This window comes from Curvibacter lanceolatus ATCC 14669 (assembly GCF_000381265.1).
In the GTDB taxonomy this organism is placed as follows: domain Bacteria; phylum Pseudomonadota; class Gammaproteobacteria; order Burkholderiales; family Burkholderiaceae_C; genus Curvibacter; species Curvibacter lanceolatus.
In genome coordinates this window covers 1-16,365 of sequence record NZ_KB906274.1, presented here as the reverse complement: position 1 = coordinate 16,365, position 16,365 = coordinate 1, and the positions used below count along the sequence as shown (strand labels likewise).

General features: G+C 60.2%; 17 protein-coding genes. 5 read left to right on the top strand and 12 right to left on the bottom strand.

Annotated elements, in window-relative coordinates; translation table 11 throughout:
- Positions 1-21: 21 nt before the first annotated feature.
- The 4 genes from moaA to F624_RS0125765 form a co-directional block, all read right to left on the bottom strand.
- Positions 22-1,020 carry a GTP 3',8-cyclase MoaA gene (gene moaA, locus F624_RS0125780; protein ID WP_031256298.1) on the bottom strand — a complete coding sequence of 333 codons (999 nt, stop codon included), beginning with the start codon at positions 1,018-1,020 and terminating at the stop codon, positions 22-24.
- Between the two features lie 178 nt (positions 1,021-1,198).
- On the bottom strand, positions 1,199-1,945 hold the full coding sequence (locus F624_RS0125775) for a Crp/Fnr family transcriptional regulator (RefSeq protein WP_019577270.1): 747 nt from the start codon (positions 1,943-1,945) through the stop codon (positions 1,199-1,201).
- A 122-nt stretch (positions 1,946-2,067) separates the two neighbouring features.
- A complete protein-coding gene (locus F624_RS0125770; protein ID WP_027474359.1) occupies positions 2,068-2,418 on the bottom strand; it encodes an RNA recognition motif domain-containing protein in 351 nt (116 codons plus the stop codon).
- Between the two features lie 119 nt (positions 2,419-2,537).
- On the bottom strand, positions 2,538-2,777 hold the full coding sequence (locus tag F624_RS0125765) for a hypothetical protein (protein ID WP_019577268.1): 240 nt from the start codon (positions 2,775-2,777) through the stop codon (positions 2,538-2,540).
- Between the two features lie 387 nt (positions 2,778-3,164).
- On the opposite strand from F624_RS0125765, the gene F624_RS0125760 reads away from it, so the two are divergent.
- Together F624_RS0125760 and F624_RS0125755 are read left to right on the top strand one after the other, a co-directional pair.
- On the top strand, positions 3,165-3,575 hold the full coding sequence (locus F624_RS0125760) for a PRC-barrel domain-containing protein (protein ID WP_211224181.1): 411 nt from the start codon (positions 3,165-3,167) through the stop codon (positions 3,573-3,575).
- Positions 3,576-3,810: 235 nt separating this feature from the next.
- A complete protein-coding gene (locus F624_RS0125755) occupies positions 3,811-4,833 on the top strand; it encodes an extracellular catalytic domain type 1 short-chain-length polyhydroxyalkanoate depolymerase (RefSeq protein WP_019577266.1) in 1,023 nt (340 codons plus the stop codon).
- A gap of 35 nt (positions 4,834-4,868) precedes the next feature.
- Here F624_RS0125755 and F624_RS0125750 read toward each other — a convergent pair whose 3' ends face one another.
- The 3 genes from F624_RS0125750 to F624_RS0125740 are packed head-to-tail and all read right to left on the bottom strand — an operon-like array spanning position 4,869 to position 7,989.
- Positions 4,869-5,921 carry a Bug family tripartite tricarboxylate transporter substrate binding protein gene (locus F624_RS0125750; RefSeq protein ID WP_019577265.1) on the bottom strand — a complete coding sequence of 351 codons (1,053 nt, stop codon included), beginning with the start codon at positions 5,919-5,921 and terminating at the stop codon, positions 4,869-4,871.
- Positions 5,922-5,963: 42 nt separating this feature from the next.
- Positions 5,964-6,920, bottom strand: a complete 957-nt coding sequence (locus F624_RS0125745; protein ID WP_019577264.1) for a PDR/VanB family oxidoreductase — start codon at positions 6,918-6,920, stop codon at positions 5,964-5,966.
- A gap of 7 nt (positions 6,921-6,927) precedes the next feature.
- Complete coding sequence (locus tag F624_RS0125740) at positions 6,928-7,989, bottom strand: aromatic ring-hydroxylating dioxygenase subunit alpha (RefSeq protein ID WP_019577263.1); 1,062 nt, start codon at positions 7,987-7,989, stop codon at positions 6,928-6,930.
- Positions 7,990-8,088: 99 nt separating this feature from the next.
- Between F624_RS0125740 and F624_RS0125735 the strand changes: the two genes are divergently transcribed.
- Both F624_RS0125735 and F624_RS0125730 read left to right on the top strand, forming a co-directional pair.
- Entirely contained in the window at positions 8,089-9,072 is a 984-nt protein-coding gene (locus F624_RS0125735; RefSeq protein ID WP_031256296.1) for a LysR family transcriptional regulator, read from the top strand.
- Between the two features lie 73 nt (positions 9,073-9,145).
- Positions 9,146-9,619: a GNAT family N-acetyltransferase gene (locus F624_RS0125730; protein ID WP_019577261.1), complete on the top strand. Its 474-nt coding sequence runs from the start codon at positions 9,146-9,148 to the stop codon at positions 9,617-9,619.
- Between the two features lie 318 nt (positions 9,620-9,937).
- On the opposite strand, the gene F624_RS0125725 is transcribed toward F624_RS0125730, so the two are convergent.
- The 5 genes from F624_RS0125725 to F624_RS0125700 form a co-directional block, all read right to left on the bottom strand.
- A complete protein-coding gene (locus tag F624_RS0125725; RefSeq protein ID WP_019577260.1) occupies positions 9,938-11,800 on the bottom strand; it encodes a DUF262 domain-containing protein in 1,863 nt (620 codons plus the stop codon).
- Between the two features lie 935 nt (positions 11,801-12,735).
- The gene (locus F624_RS34395; RefSeq protein ID WP_084679681.1) at positions 12,736-13,146 is read right to left on the bottom strand and encodes a hypothetical protein; all 411 of its coding nucleotides are present in this window, start codon (positions 13,144-13,146) and stop codon (positions 12,736-12,738) included.
- A gap of 3 nt (positions 13,147-13,149) precedes the next feature.
- The gene (locus tag F624_RS34390; RefSeq protein WP_245573738.1) at positions 13,150-13,869 is read right to left on the bottom strand and encodes an HNH endonuclease; all 720 of its coding nucleotides are present in this window, start codon (positions 13,867-13,869) and stop codon (positions 13,150-13,152) included.
- Positions 13,870-14,266: 397 nt separating this feature from the next.
- Positions 14,267-15,058, bottom strand: a complete 792-nt coding sequence (locus F624_RS0125710) for a hypothetical protein (protein WP_019577257.1) — start codon at positions 15,056-15,058, stop codon at positions 14,267-14,269.
- 467 nt (positions 15,059-15,525) lie between these two features.
- Positions 15,526-16,071: a GTPase domain-containing protein gene (locus tag F624_RS0125700; protein ID WP_281170955.1), complete on the bottom strand. Its 546-nt coding sequence runs from the start codon at positions 16,069-16,071 to the stop codon at positions 15,526-15,528.
- Between the two features lie 61 nt (positions 16,072-16,132).
- Here F624_RS0125700 and F624_RS0125695 point away from each other — a divergent pair.
- Positions 16,133-16,365: DUF1153 domain-containing protein (locus F624_RS0125695; RefSeq protein ID WP_019577254.1), on the top strand; the 233-nt coding region annotated here is incomplete at its 3' end.

The window sequence follows — 16,365 nt, the reverse complement described above, 5'->3', positions numbered from 1 at the left end:
TTTGGGTGTTGTCGATGCCCTTCATCCACCAGTTTGCGCCATGAATCGCATTACATGCTGAGGTTGCTCTTGGAAGACATGGCGTTCGGGCTTGGCCGCGATGCCGGCGTGCAGGGCCTGCAACAGTTCGGCATCGCTGGCGCCGGCGCGCAGCATCGGGCCCAGCGGCACCCGGTCGTTCTGGCCCAGGCACAGGTAGAGCGTGCCATCCACCCCCAGGCGCACGCGGTTGCAGGCGGCGCAGAAGTGCTGCGACATCGGGGTGATCACGCCCAGGCTGGCGCGGCCATCGGGCCCGGCCCAGTAGCGCGCCGGGCCGCTGCCCTGGCCCATCACGCAGGGCAGCAGGCCATGCTGCTGGGCCAGGCGCTGCCCCAGGGCGCTGAGGTCGGGAGCCGCCACGGCTTGGCCGGTGCTGCCCATGGGCATGGGTTCGATCAGCCGCAGCACATGCCCGTGGGTCATGGCAAAGGCCAGCACGCTCTCGACCTCGTCCAGGTTCACGCCCGGCTGCACCACCATGTTGAGTTTGATAGGGTTGAAGCCCACGGCCTGGGCGGCCTGCAGGCCGCTCAGCACGCTGTCCAGTGCGTCGCGGCCGGTGATGCGGGCGAAGCAGCGCCGGTCCAGGGTGTCCAGGCTGATGTTGAGCCGCTGCAGGCCGGCGTCGCGCAATTCGGCGGCCAGGCGGGCCAGTTGGGTGCCGTTGCTCGACAGGGACAGGTCACGCAGCCCCGGCAGCGCCGCGATGCCGCGCACCAGCCCGGTCAGGCCGCCCCGCAGCAGGGGCTCGCCCCCGGTGAGGCGCACCTTGGCCACGCCGCTGCGCACAAACAGGCCCAGCAGGCGCAGCAACTCGGGCGGGCGCAGCCAGTGGGCCGGCTCTTCATAGCCCTTGAAGCCTTTGGGCAGGCAGTAGGTGCAGCGCAGGTCGCAGCGGTCGGTGATCGACACGCGCAGGTAATCGATGCGTCGCCCGAAGGGGTCGATCAGCGTTGGCAAGGCATTGGTGGCAGACATGGGCAGCACTGTAGGCAGACCCGGTTCATGGCGCCATCGTTCTGAAGGAGGATGGGGCCTCGGGGCCTGTGTCGCTCAAGGCATCCATTCAGGCGTGTTGTCACGGGTCGAGCTGCTGTGAACACCCGCGATCACTTGCCCAGTTGCCAGATGACCCCTGCGCACCCAGGGTCGACCTTCAGGTACCGGCCTTTGGCGTGCTCGGTTGCGGCATCAAGTGCTCGCATTCCTGTTTGACGGCCAGGTAGCACTCACAAACGCGCTCTTCCAGGAGCGGGCGATCCACCAGGCTGATGACGCCGCGCGATCTTTCGATCATGCCGTCCTTTTGCAGCGCCGCTGCTGCCATCGTGATGCTTTCACGGCGCACCCCCAGCATGAGCGAGATCCGCTCCTGGGTGATGGCCATCTTGTTGCTCTGCAGCCGGTCCATGCTCATCAGAATCCAACGGGCCAATCGCTGCTCGACGGTGTGGTGCTGGTTGCACACTGCCATTTGCGAGGTCTGCACAATCAGGGCCTGGGTGTAGAGCAGGGCCAGCCGCTGCAACTGGCCACCCAGGGCAAACTCATGCTTCATCACCTTGCGGCTCAGCCGATAGGCCTGGCCGGCGCATTGCACCTCGGTGCTGCTGGGCAGGCTCTCACCTCCCATGTAGATGGAGATGCCGATCAAGCCCTCGTTGCCGACCAACGCGATCTCGCTCGATGCCCCATCCTCCAGTGCGTAGACCAAAGACACGATGCCCGAGGTGGGAAAGTGCAGGTGCGTCACATGGTCACCCGACTCTGACATCGTCCAGCCGCGCGGCATGTCCACCAGTTCGAGGTCTGGCCGCAAGCGGGCGTAGTCAGCGGCGGGCAGCGCCGCGAGGATCTGGTTGAGGCGTGGGTCGGGCGGGGTGGTGGGATGGGGTTTGGTCAAGGTGTCCTGGGGAGCGTGGCAGGCCGCTGAGGTATGGGGTGCAGGCTCCTGCCCTTGAGGCTGCCCGGATGAAAAAAAAGGCCGGCTCAAATGAGCAGGCCTTTGACTGGACTGGGCGGAGATCAGTAGCGTCCGCCGCCGTACCCGCCCGTGCCATAGCCCACGTCTTTGCGTTGGGTGGCGGTGTAACCGGCTGCGCTGTAGCCGCCGGACTTGTTGCTGTCTTCGCGCGGACGGGCCAGGTTGACCACAATCGAGCGGCCATCGACCGACATGCCGTGCAGGCCGGTGATGGCGGCCTGGGCCACCTCAAGGGAGGCCATTTCCACAAAGCCGAAGCCCTTGGAGCGGCCCGTTTCGCGGTCCATCATCACCTTGGCGGATGAAACGCTGCCGAACTCAGAAAAATTGCTTTTCAGGCTGGCGTCGTCGACAGAGTAGGGCAGGTTGCCCACGTAGATTTTGGTGCTCATGTTGGAGCCTTTCTGGATTGCGGTGCGCAGCTTGTGGCACCCATTCATGATGCTGGCGGGCGCCACGAAGGCGCTTTGCAGCTCGGGGGGATTGGATCGGATCTGGCTGAAGCGAGTCGTCAGCAAACGGGAGGCGATGCCATGCACGTTTGCAACCAGCCCTGCGTCACGGCAAAGAGCCGGGCCGCCTCGCGCGAGGCGAAGGCCTTGTCAAAGCGGAAAACGCGGCAGTAGCTGCCGTTGCCGAGAGAGCGGTGGACCGAAAAAGAGGCGCGGAAGCGGCCGCAATCGGTCGGGTGTGTCGTGGGCGAAACGACGTACTGGCCCATGGAAATGGAGGTCTTTGAAATCTGATTCATTCAGAAACGCAGGCTTGCATCAAGCTGCGTGAGCATGGTGGACTCTGTTGGCTGCAGCTCTACAAACCAACTGGAGGGCCCGCCTCGAATGAGGTGGCACTCTCTTTGTGTGTGACACCGGGGGCTTGCCAAGCTGGCTACCATCGCGATGTCACCCGCCGAATATAACAGCAATTTATATTGAACAATTGATTTATTTCATTTGGTTCTAAAAGAGTGCTCTTGGGGCCACGCCCCACGCCGGCCACAGTGGGGGCCCGGCTCCGTTGGCTTGAGCACAGACCCTGTGTGATCTGCGCGATACCGTGCATCAGGCGTTCATCTGCGCTGTCAATGTGGGCAGTCAGGTGGATCCCGATGGCGCTTATGCCAACACCAGGAATGAACATGACAAGCAATTACGTGACTCGCGACAACTTCGGCATGTATGCCAAGAACGCCGACGGCCCTGGCCCTGCCATCATGGGTGCCGACACCTTGCTGGGCAATGATGTCTACAACCGTGAAGGCGAGAAGCTTGGTGACATCAAGGAGTTCATGGTCGTCATGGCCACCGGGCAGATCGACTATGCGGTGCTGTCTTTTGGCGGCCTGCTGGGCCTGGGCGACAAGCTGTTCGCCGTGCCTTGGGCGGCCCTGTCGCTGGACACCCACAACAAGCGCTTCACGCTGAACACGCCCAAGGATGTGCTCAAGAACGCACCCGGCTTCGACAAGGGCCACTGGCCTGCGATTGCCGACAAGGCCTGGGCCGGAAGCATCCACAAGTTCTACGGCACGCCCTACAGCGAGGTGTGAATGCATGGCGTTCACCGAGGCCTGCGCCGAGGACTGACGCCATCCACGCTGCAAGCGCCCGGAAGGCTTCGCGCACTTGGCGGGGGCTTTGGCATGCAAGGGCGGCTAGGCCCCCCATGGCGTTCTGTTCGGACGGATCGCTCCCCAGGCCACTGGGCGTGATGCCAGCAGCGCTGGGTGCTCTTGATGCACCGGCCTGGCACCGAAATCCGAGCCTGATCATGGAGCCACTGAAATGAAAAAGCGCTTGCGCACAGCGCGTTGGGCCAAGGCGTTTGCGCGGGGCGCCATGACCCTGGCACGCATGACCACCCGCATGGCCAGCGCCTCTGCCGGCCGCGCAATGAAGCAGGCACGCCGCAAAGCCGCAGCACCACGGCCCGGTGTACGCGCCAGCGCCGGCACCTGGACACGGGGCCTGGCCATGGGCGTGGATGGCGCCCTGCGCTATCGCCTCTATGCCCCGCCCGACCTTCAGCCCGGCGAACAACTGGCGCTCATGGTGATGCTGCATGGCTGCGGCCAGGATGCCGAGGGCTTTGCGATGTGCACCGGCATGAACCGGGTTGCGGCCAGGAAGCGATTCCTGGTGCTGTACCCGGAGCAAGACCCCCTGTCCAACCCGCAGCGATGCTGGAACTGGTTTGCCACCCTCCACGGCCGTGCCTACGCAGAGGCAGAACTCATCCTGAAGGCGATCGATCAGGTGTGCACACTGAACCCGGTGGACCCCAGGCAGGTCGCCATGGCAGGCTTGTCGGCCGGGGCCAGCATGGCGGCCCTGCTGGTCACCCGCCACTCGAGCCGGTTCAAGGCATTGGTCATGCATTCGGGGGTGGCGCCCGGAACCGCAAACACCACCATGACCGCGTTCAGCGCCATGCGCGGACGCCGCCCGACCCTGCCATTGAGCGCCACCCCGAACACCATGGCGGCAGATTGGCCCGCGCTGCTGGTCATTCATGGCGATGCGGACACCACAGTCTCGCCGGCCAATGCCGAGGCCGCTGCCCAGAGCTGGGCGCAGGCGGCCTCCGCGCGCTCCGGCCAGGTTCGGCGATTGCAGCGCGGCAAGCGCTACCCCATGGCCGTGACCGACTTCAAGAACCGAGGCCGCCTGGTGGCCAGGCTGATGCTTGTGGCCGGCCTGGGCCACGCCTGGAGCGGGGGCGCTGCCAAGCAGGCCTTTGCCGATGTGCGCGGGCCCGATGCGTCAAGCCTGGCCTGGACGTTTGCGGCGCAGCAGTTCGGGGGGTGATCCACTTGGCCAGACTTCGCCCCCTGGCCAGCGCGTCACTGGGGCTGAACCCCCAACTCCCTGATTTTGCGGGTCACCACCTCGAACTCGGGCTTGAAATCTTCTGCAAACTGCTCCGGTGTCGAGTTCATCACCTCGAAGCCCCGGCCATTGAGCAGTTGGCTCATATCGGGTGCGCCCACAATGGCCCGCACCTCGCGTGCCAGCCGGTCGATGACCGGGGCGGGGGTCTTGGCGGGGGCCAGCAGGCCGATCCAGACGCTGGTGTCGTAGATCGGGTCGGCCATGCCCAGTTCGCGCATCGTGGGCACCTGCGGCAGTGAGGTGGAGCGCTGCCGTCCCATGACCGCCAAGGGAATCAGCTTGCCGTTGGGCACATGCTGCATGGCACTGCCCACGGAGGAATAGCCCAGCACCACCGTGCCGGCCAGCAGATCTGAAATCACGGGGGCTTCGCCCCGTTGGGCCACATGCACCATGCCGGCGTTCAGGCTGCGGCTCAGGGTTTCGCCTTGCAGATGGCCCAGGCCGCCAATGCCCCACGAGGCATAGCTGAACGACAGGCTGCCGCTGGCCGCTTTGGCCTTCAGATCTGCCATGTTTTTGATGCCCGAGCCGGGGTGGGTGGAGAGCAGCGTGGGGCTGCGCACCAGTTGGGTGATGGGGATGAAGTCTTTGAGGGGGTCGTAGCTGAGGCTTTTGAACAAGGCGGTGTTGTTGACCTGTGAGTCGGTGATGGTCATGAGCAAGGTGTAGCCATCGGCCTTGGCCCGCGCCACCTCGGCAGCCCCGATGGCGCCGGCTGCGCCGCTTTTGTTGTCGACGACGATGGCCTGGCCCATGGATTTGGCGAGTCCTTCACCCACCTTGCGCGCCACAAAATCGGTGGCGCCCCCTGCCGCATAGGGCACCACGATGCGGATCGGGCGTGACGGATAGCTGTCCTGGGCCTGTGCCGGCGCGGCCAGGGCTGAAAACAGTGCGGCGATGGCGCCGATGAGGCGCATGGCCTTGGGCGAAGTCTGGGTGGAGGGGGTGGAGGGGGTGGAGGGGGTGGAGGGGGTGATGTAGGTGGTGTGGGTGTTCATGGTTTTGTCTCCAATTCATTTTCTTTTTCAACAGGTCTGGGCTCAGAGGTCCAGTACCAACTCAGGGCTCAGCGATCGGGATACACAAGGCAGCAGGCAGCGCTGGGCCAGGCGTTCGTGCTCGCTCAACACGTGATCGCGGTGCTCGGCCTGGCCGCTGACAATGCCCACTTCGCAACTGCGGCAGAGCCCTTCACGGCAGGCAGAGGGGATCAGCACCCCGTGCTGCTCCAGCGCATCGAGCAGGCTCACGTCAGGTGGCACCGGCACGCGCAGGCCCGAGCGGTGCAGCACGGCCGTGAAGGCCTGCCGGCCTTGGGTCGACCCCGCTGCCGGGCCCTGTGCCGTGAAGCGCTCAAAATGGACTTGCGCCTGCGCGAAGCCGGCCTGGTGCGCGGCGGCCTCCACGGCACTCATCAAACCTGAGGGGCCGCAGCAATAGACATGCACCCCTGGCGCGGCGGGGCCCAGAAACTCCGACAGGTCGGGGGGCTGCCCGCCGGCTTCTTCGTCGACGTGCAAGAGGATGTGCCTGCCTCCAAGCTGGGCCAGCGGCCAGGCATACGCAGCTTTGGCCCGTGAGCGCACGCAATACAGCAAGCGCCAGGGCTGCCCCCGGGCCTGGCAGGCCGCCATCATGCTGAGGATCGGGGTGATGCCGATGCCCCCCGCCACAAACAGGTGCTGATGGGCGGCGTCTGACAGGCCGAACAAGCACCGGGGTGCCCCCACCTTCAGCCGCTGCCCTACCTGCAACTGGTGGTGGATGAAGGCGGATCCGCCGCGGCTGTCGGGGGCCAGGCCCACGCCCAGCACATAGCGGTGCCGCTCCTCAGGGGCGTTGGCGATGGAGTACTGCCGGCACAGCCCATGGGGCAGGTGCACGTCGACATGGGCGCCGGCCGTGAAGGGGGCCAGGGCCTCGCCCGAAGGCGCTCTGAGCTCCAGCCCCAGCACGTCCTGGGCCTCGTGGGTGATCTGGCTGACGATCAGTTCCATGGCGGCCTCAAGCCTTGGCCCTGGGCACGGGCTGGCCGCCGGCCAGCTCTTGGGCTTCTTCTTCCAGGCGGCGCGCCACCACCCATCGGAACTGGTTGAGCGCGGCATCGATGCCAAAGGGCACCATCTTGAAGTCGGGCGCCAGGGCCAGGCTGCGCTGCTGGGCCGTGATGATGGCGCGGTCTTCGTCAAAGGCCGTCACCACGGCCTGGTGAATCGACCGGGTCACCTCGGGCTGGTCGATCGAGAAGTTGTGCGGGTGCGCGAAAAAGTAATGGGTGGAGTTTTCGGTTTCGGGTGTGATCGCCTGGCACCCTCTGAACTCAAGGGCCTCCACGCGCTGGCCTTCAGGCGCGCCCGTGCCGGTGGGGGCCATGCCCGAATCCATCAGCAAGGTGGCTGGCAAGGTGAAGTTGTAGATGTTCCAGCGGTCCACCTTGCCGCTCCATGTCTTGACGGCGGTGGCAAAGGGCGGCGCTTCGGTCCCGATGGCCCAACGGGTGATGCGGACACCGTTGTCCAGGCGCTCCACCTTGGCAGGGGCCGATGCGTAATCGGGGCTGCCACCCAGCGTGGAAGGGTGCACAAAGGGCAGATGCGAAAAATCCAGCAGGTTGTCGCAGATCAGCAGGTAGTTGACGTCGTAGTGGATGTAGCCATCCTCGCTTCGCCAATCCGGGTGATCCAGCCACTGGGTATCCGGGATCAAGTCAGGGTCGGCCCGCTCCGGGTCGCCCATCCAGACCCACACCCAGCGGTGGCGCTGAACCACCGGCAGGGTGCGCACCTTGGCCTGCGGCGGGATCCTGGCCTGGGCCGGGGCCTCGGTGCATTGCCCGGTCGCATCAAATTTGAGGCCGTGGTACATGCACCGCACACAGTCGCCCTCACGCCGGCCCACCGACAAGGGTGCCCCGCGGTGGCAGCAGCGGTCTTCCATGGCCACCACCTGGCCCTCTTGCGTGCGGTACATCAGCACAGGCAGACCGATGATGGTGCGGCTGAACAGGCCTTCCTGGGTGACTTCATGGTCCCAGGCGGCTACATACCAAAGGTTTTTGATGAACATCGCTTGTCTCCGTTGTTGACCAAGTGCTTCTCGACTTGATGTTCATCAATCCTAGGTTTGGCATGAAAATGCGTAAACATCATTCCAATCATTGAAAGAATGCACAGTGTTCATATGGATGAGCTGGACCTGAACCTGCTGGCCGTGTTCGACGCGCTGTTTCGCGAGCGCAGCGTCACCCAGGCGGCCCACGCGCTGGGCATGACCCAGAGCGCCACCAGCCACGCGGTGAACCGGTTGCGGGCCTTTTTTGACGACCCCCTTTTCGTCAAGACCAAAGAGGGCATGACACCCACCCGCAAGGCCGAGTCATTGAGGGCCTCGGTGCTGGATGTGATGGCCACGGTGCGGCAGGACATCCTGGCCGCCGCCCGATTCGACCCGGCGGCCGCACGCAGGGTGTTCACCCTGTGCATGACCGACATGGGCGAGCTGGTCTTTCTGCCCCCGTTGCTGAAACAGCTCAGAACCCTGGCGCCGGGGTGCTCAGTGCGAACCTTGCAAGTGCCTGTGGAACAGATCGAATCCCTGCTGGGGTCGGGCGAGGCCGATCTGGCCATCGGCTCGATCCGGGCTGTGCCCGAAGGCCTGTTTCAGCAGCGCCTGTTTCTGCATTCCTTCGTGACCGTGCTGCACCGCGACAACCCGGTGCCCGGCCCCCGGCTCAGCCCGCAAGAGTTCGAAGCCATGCCGCAGATTGCGGTCTCGCTCACGGGGCACACGGCCGAGGCCTACGACAACGTGGTCGAACAACAAGGCCTGCAGCGCAAGATCGCCGTCACCACGCCGCATTTTCTGACCGTGCCCTTCTTGATCAAACACAACCCCGAGCTGGTGGCCACCGTGCCCTTGGAGCTGGCGCGTGCCTTTGACGAGTACGGCTTCTTGCGCACGATCGAGGTGCCCTTCTCATTGCCGCCGTTTGCGCTGCACCAGCACTGGCACCCCCGCTTTCACAAAGATCCCGCCATCGTCTGGCTGCGCGAGTTGATCAAGTCGATGTTTGAAAACTACCCGGACGTGGTTTTTCGAGAGCCAGCGCTGGCTGGCGGCACGGGCGTTGATGGTGGTTTGAGGGTTTGAAAGGCGCAGCGCCAGGGTGGCCCGCCCATGCGTTGCACCGATCCTGCTATCTTGGGCTGGTACAGGGGGGCGCATGCAGATTCGAAGGTTCAGGCCCGGCGACGAGGCCGCGCTGTTTCAGGTGTTTTTCTCGGCTGTCCACGGCGTGGCCAGCCGCGACTACTCGCCCGAGCAAATCAAGGCCTGGGCCCCGGCCGACCTCGACCAGGCCCTGTGGGCCCAGCGCATTCAAGCCCTCAAGCCCTTCGTGCTTGAACTGGGCGGCCAGGTTGTCGCCTATGCCGACCTGCAGCACAAGGGCTACATCGACCACTTCTACGTCGCAGGCACCCACCCGCGCCAAGGCCTGGGCACCCACCTGATGGCCCACCTGCTGGCCGAGGCCAAATCACTGGACCTGGGCGATTTGACGGCCGATGTGAGCGTGACGGCCGAGCCCTTCTTTGCCCGCCATGGCTTCACGGTGGTGGAGCGGCGAATGCCGGTGCGCCGGGGGGTGACGCTGGCGAATGCGTTGATGTGCAGGCGGGGGGAGGTGGGGGAATAGCGGGCGCTTGATTGGCTTTTGATGAGTTCAGGGTGGCCCTTCAGGTGCTTGATGTGGTTGTCTGGGGGGTGTTGGCATCTTTATGCTGGGCGACGTGCTGTCGGGCGGGTTGGTGAATGAGATTCAGTGGATGGAGGGGATTCGACTGGTTGGGTGTGGCGCCGCTGGCGGGCGTTCGGGGCTGGAATTGATGGGTGGGGTATCAGTTGGGGATGTCTGGTATGCAGCGGTTGCCGTCGATCACAGACGAGCGTCAGTTGGCAGCTATTGGGCCAGAAGCGGACAGCTGCCAATGGTTGGTTCGTGATCAGGCAAAGCCTAGCCCCGCGGCCACAGCTTAAGCGCCCGAGAAAGCAGGTCGCGGCCGCGCCGCTCAATCGCTTCTTCGTCCCACGTTTCAGCGCTCCTCAGTTGGAGGTTGATTGGCAGCAAGCTATTCGCCTCAATTGCGGCTCGCTTGGTTGCCCAGGCGCCATTCGAGATTGAGCTGTTCAGACTGCCTGTGATCAAGGTGAGGTTGCCGAACGTTTGGACGATGGCGCTTCGAGCGCGTGTCGCAAGTGCCTGGGGATCATCTGCCGGAACAGACCATGGATTGTCGACGCCTCTGCTTCCATCCGACAGCAGCCAGTGAGCGAACCAGGCCTGGGGCATCAGATGTTCGACCGTAAGCTGCCCAGTTACTTTCAGCTGTTCGGTTTTGGAATTTCGGTAGGTTTCACTCAGCTTGCTCAGGATGTAGACGATCCTCCCGTTGTTGAGCGCCGAGTAAGCGTGCCCCGTCATCCATGCCTCGGTGAATCGTTCGTCGCTCGGCCACGCATCGGTGGCGCTCTGGAGGCCGACCAGGTGCGAACGAACAACTGCGGCGGTCGCCCCGTCTCGGCGAATCGCCCGCGTAAGGCCCATAAAGACACGGTTGTACGCCTTGGTATCCGACAGGCAGACCGTACGACGAAGGAGGTAGCTCTCGAGGACACTTGCAGTCTCGCGCATCTCATCGTCGCTCGCCCCGAGATCAAGCATGGCCAGAAGAGGCGGGAAGACGGTACTTATATCGAACGTCTCGAGGAAGTGGGCGAGTGGCCCGAGCGCATCGGCCTCACTACGACCGACGAGGCGTCTGAAGTCGTTGCCTTGCTTCGCTAGCGCCGCGAGCTCTGCCTCGACCGTCTTGTAGGGAGCACTGCGTTCGACCCAATATTTGTACTCGACGAACAAGTGCTTGATTGGGATATCTCTGGCTTGCTTGCTCGCAAGAAAGTGCTGAATGAATAGGTCACTGCGTGGACGCAACAGGCGCCCCTGCACGACCTCCTTGCGCCAGAAAGGCTCATCGAAGGCTGCCCAATACTTCTTGTACAGTGCCTCTTGTTCCTCGTTCTGCCGAGCAGCCCGAAGGAAGATGAAGTTCCGGAGAAGATCGGCCGGCAGAAGCGGCTCGCCACGGGCGTTGAGCGTCTCAAAGATGACCTGAGCGTCGTCGTCGCGGTCAAGGTCGATTGCCACCACCTTCAGCGCCGTCTTTAGGGCTTCAAAGCACTCTTCAACGCGATCAGCCAACGGCTTGTTGGCCGCCAGCGGCGGCTCGGTCGTGCTTCCCTTGAAGAACTCAGCAAGACTGTCGTAAAAGAAGAAATAGGCCTCCACCATTCGTGGGCGCGGCTCGAACTTCCGCGAATACTTGCGTCGCGTCAACGGATGAAGCTGCTCAAGAGCAGCTCGTGACCCCGCATCCACGACGTCAATGAACTGCTGTCGGTCGCTCAGCGTTGGCCAAACCTTGTACTTCTCCACTTCCGGCTCTGCCATCCGACCAGTGTTCACCGTGTATTTCTCACACTCGTCGGCGAAATCGCCCAGACCTTCACATCGGCAAAAGTCGCGAAACGAGGCCAGGAAAATCTGAAGAGTTGTGAGACGCTGTTGACCGTCGATCACACTGCGCCTTTCGACGCGGCCGGTCTGCGTTTGCCGCTGGTCGAGCACCATCGCACCGAGAAAGTGAGCTGGCGCGTCGGTTCGGCCCTCAATGAACTCCACAAATTTGCGCGAGATGTCCTCCCACAGTGGCGCCCACTGGTGCTCCTGCTTCCAGACGTACTGCCGCTGGAACATCGGCACTTCGAGCCGCATCTTCTTCTCAAAGATGTCCAGCAGCGCAATCGCATTCGCGTCCATCGCCCCCCCTGTTTTAACGTGAAAAGCGCGTAGCTTATCGGATCCCCCCAATGGCGGGACAAGGCTCTTCGGAAGGAACTGCGCATACTTCTAATGCAGGGGCGCTACATCCCAATTCTTCGTCGCACGGCACTCGATTTTGTTCCGAACAGCTTGAGCCGAGTACGCGGGGAGTTAAGCACCTCGCTCGAGTTGCAGGAGTCGACCTTTATGTGGGCTCGCTGGATGGAATAAGCCGCACGGCTTGCCCACAAAGCCGCATCCGCTTCGTTAGGATGGAAGCACTTCGGAAGTGCGAGCGTTGGCTTTCGTGAGATGTGAATGCGCGAAGGTGCCCTCTTAGGGTGCGGTAGTCGCTTGAACGTTTACCGTTGCGCATCAGCAACCAGCCTGAAGCGGTCCACGGCAGCGGGAGTTGGCTTTGCAGCGAAAGGCGATATCTGGCTCACTCGCCACGTACGTCTGAATCCGCCACCCGTTGCGGACATAGCCGGATTGGGAAAGCGGTCGTTCAGGAACGCGAATTCACTGGCTTTGCGCAGCATTATGCGCAACGTTCGGTGGAATGATTGGTTAGGCCTCAAACTGAGTTTTTTTGGTGGATTAATTTTATTAATTCTCGATGCCTGTACGAGTTGGTGAGTACGCTCGAATTAATGCCAATATTTTCTTTATGTCTCGACTTTCAATGAGCGTATCAATACGCCCGAGATATTTAACTTGCGCTGTCAATTTGAATGAAAATGACCGCTCAGCCTGCTTTGAGAGCATCGTGATGTGAAGATTTTGAAGTATTGCTTGAAGTTCTCGCTTGCAACTTATCGCGAGAGAACAAGACTCCTTTGAGCGATCATTATGGACCAACAACAAGTCTATGTCGCCGTAATCTGTGCTTCCATTAAAGTACGATCCAAATCCGTACACTTCAACGTAGCTCATGATGCCTGCGACCTTTTCAGCCTTTCCCTTTCATCTGCGTTCATGTACCCCCAATAGTTTGATGTATTAATCGCTGTCATGAATCCTTTTATATCGAATATGCCAACCCTCTCGTGCATCCTAGCAAGCTTCGTCTCAAAATCGTAACCGCACCAATTGGAGTTAATGATTACTGCATTCACAGGGCCGTAATTTTCGACTGTCTCATGGTATGAGGCGTCATCGAAGGCGTAACACTCACAGATGAACACCCTTAATACCCGGCCATCTAACAGATGCACATCATAAAGGCCTGTTTTGATATTTTTAACGCCTCCTACCTTGCTGTGTTCATGCATTCGATCTTCGAAAAACCTGTAGTTTCCATAGTAGCTTAACCAGGGGAAGGTGCTGTTATGCGCGGGCATATTTCATTCTCGAATAAGTGCGTCAAACTCTAATGGAAAACGCTCGACTGCTTGGTATGGAATATCATCGCTAACCCATAACTCATAGCTCTTCGCATGAGAAATGAATTTGCTGACAATAGGTTGCTGGTTATGCGTAAAAAGAATTCTATGATCTCCTAAAAGCTTGGTTATGGCTCTATTGTTAGGAACTATTGTTGATAATCGCTCGGATGTCCACAACTGGTGTAGTGAGTCGCTATTTGGATTTCTCTGTGCAAGGATGGAGTTTGGTCCGTACTTTATCCATGCTTGATGATTGTCAGAAAGCAGCCCTGCTATATGATTTTTGAGTTGTTCGATGGTCATAATTTTTTTCGCCGTAAGCATCGAGATGACCCACTTTTCATGGTTCGATTTTGCATCGATCAACCATCCAACCGAATACTTGCCTTCGTTCTCCGGTTTGTCGATTTCTGTGTGGTGGTTGGGGCAGAGCAGAATTAGATTCTGATAGAGATCCCGCTCGCCATCATTCTGGTTAATGTCATATCTGTTCGAGCCAGGATTCTTTCCCTTAATGTGGGCCATCTCGCCGAGAGTGTATGGTGCAGTGTCTGCCGCTTGCTCTACCGAAAGACGCTTGTCGCAACCTGGAAAAGAACATCTGCCAGCAGCATTGGACCAAAGTAGCTTGATTGATTTTTCGCTTATCGTCATAAGTGCTGTGAATTTTGTTGCCAATTGAATAGTCTGCTTAATTGGGCCTAACATTTATTCAATGGACCTAGGGTCATTTTGCATGCCGACTGCAAGAACGTTTTTTCGAATGACCGGAATGGCGGCAACCTTGAACTGCTGGTTGTGGCGGCAAGCTGCCGCACGGCCTTCGCACGTCGAGCGACCGCCATCAGCCTGATGTCGCCTTTCGCCTGCGGACGTCGGTTCTGCAGCGGTTGCAGTCGGTCGCCGCGGAATACTGACGTCACGGTGTACATCAGGAAGCCAACATTCGACCTTCAACGACGGCGCCGCGCCAGTGACCGATGCCAATATGCTGCAGACGTCACTAAGCACGTGTGCATCGCTCGCACTTGGGATGACCGCTGGTCATGGTTGCTCGACAGTGAAAATGCCGCCATCAGAACTCCACGGTCACGGTCAACTTCAACGCTGTACGTCCTTTCTCCATCGACGTGCGAGCACGATCAAACTCCGCACGTCCCTCGCAGATCTTGCTCATTACCTCAAGCTTGGCCTTCAACGAAGCGTTCAATACCTTCTTGACGTCGGTCGACATGTCGAGCGAGAACTCGTGTTTGAGCAGCGTATTACTGCCGACACTGCGCATGTTGTAGATGCTCTTGAACATCGGCTCCTTGTGCACACCGTATTGACCCAAGATGCGATCTGCAGCCTGAAAGTCTGGTTCTCCACCTGTGGCAGCCACCTTCAACTTCATGATCGATTGACGAACATGCTCACTTTGGCTGGACTCATGGTTCTTGGCGCCGACGTTCAAGGAACCGACACCGCTCTTGCCATTGATATCTGCGCTCACCGATGAGCGCTCCTCAGCTTCCAAGCTGACTTCCTCGATATTTGTGACATCGACCTTCTTGGCACCCAAGGCCACGCACAACTGCAGCCACACATCGAATTTGTTCTTGGCATGGTCGTCAGTGAACTCATCCAAAGTCACAAACTGATCCGTGTAGCCAGGCTTCACGAGCACGCTGCCAGGGCGCACATCAGAGGCGTTTACATGGCGTATCAACTCCGTGGCATCAGAGACCGTCAGCGGCAAAGTGATCACCTTGGTGTCCAGGTCGGGTGCCTCGAATGATTGGAATGACGTGATCGACGCGTGCTTGAGTTCCTCCATGAAAGGCGCGTCAACAAAAATGATCTTTTGGGTGTAGGGCTCAATCATGAAGGGCTCTCTTGCTCTGGAAGACGATATACAAAAAAAGAATCCAACGCGGCAAAGCAAGTAACTGCTTCAGCCGCACCAGGGCCTCTAGTGTTGGTTGATCCAGCTGTCGATTCAAGTAAGTGGGCACAGCGGTCAATGCAGCAGCTCCCAACTTTCGGGAAGGGCTTAGCACATTGAACAAGAGCAAAACGGGCGACACACGGCCACTAGCATCCAGCGTCACTGGCCGAACCGTGATGACGCAGTCGCCCGTCAAGCTCACTCGGCATGTCAAGGCGTTGCCACCGACAGCCCACGCCCTACCTGCGTTTTGGATCTCATCCAACAACTGGCGAACATGTGGTAGCCGTTGATCTGGGATGACCAATTGTTCGCCAACCGCACCGCCGTCGGTAACACGGCAGTAGGCCACGCCTCCCTCGTTGTTCAGGTCCTGCGCGTACAAGTAAGCCTCGCACCTGAGGTCAAGCTTGGAGGTCATCAACAATGCTCTGCAACAAGCGCTTAAAACTGGCGGGGTCGGTGAGATTCGCGGAATAGACATACCCCTTGACACCCTCCATGGATTCATACATCCGCCGAATGACTGGGTCCTCTTGCAGCACGTTGTTCACTTGTGCGACATCGACGGTGTTCCATTTGGATTGATCAACATGGGAGGCAATGATGTTGATGCGCTTTCGGCCCTTGGATGATTTGTTCAAGGCCTCAATGGTTGCCTTGAGGTCTGTACGGACGGCCGCCACATATCCAGCATCATCGGTGCGGGAAATATTGAGGAGGTAAAACACATGATCACCCTTCGCCACCAATTCCCGCCAGTCGTCCAGACGATCATCCGTGCCAGGCATGTCCACGATGCTTTCAACGACGAACTCTGCGGCAAGTCGTAACTTGACGTCCTTGTACGTGACGCGCGATGTGGTTGCCTTTTTCTCGGCTAACTGAACATGCTCTCCACGCAGTTGCGAAATGAATGTCGTCTTGCCCGAATTGGGACGCCCCCAGATAACAAACGTGTATTGACCCAGTGATTTCCTGCTCAGGTGTTATCGTTGAAAGGCAACACAGATGAGCACCCTGATGGAAGACGACATCAAGCGTTGGACGGCCAAGAGAAAGACGGCTTTGGTCCTGGACATCATTCAAGGCAAGACCACGGTCTCAGAGGCCAGCCGTGCCTATGACCTCAACCCATCTGAGGTTGAACAGTGGGTCGATGAAGGCAAGCGCGGCATGGAGAACGCCCTGCGCAGCAAGCCCCTGGAAATCAAAGAGCAGTACGAACGGCAACTCAGTGATTT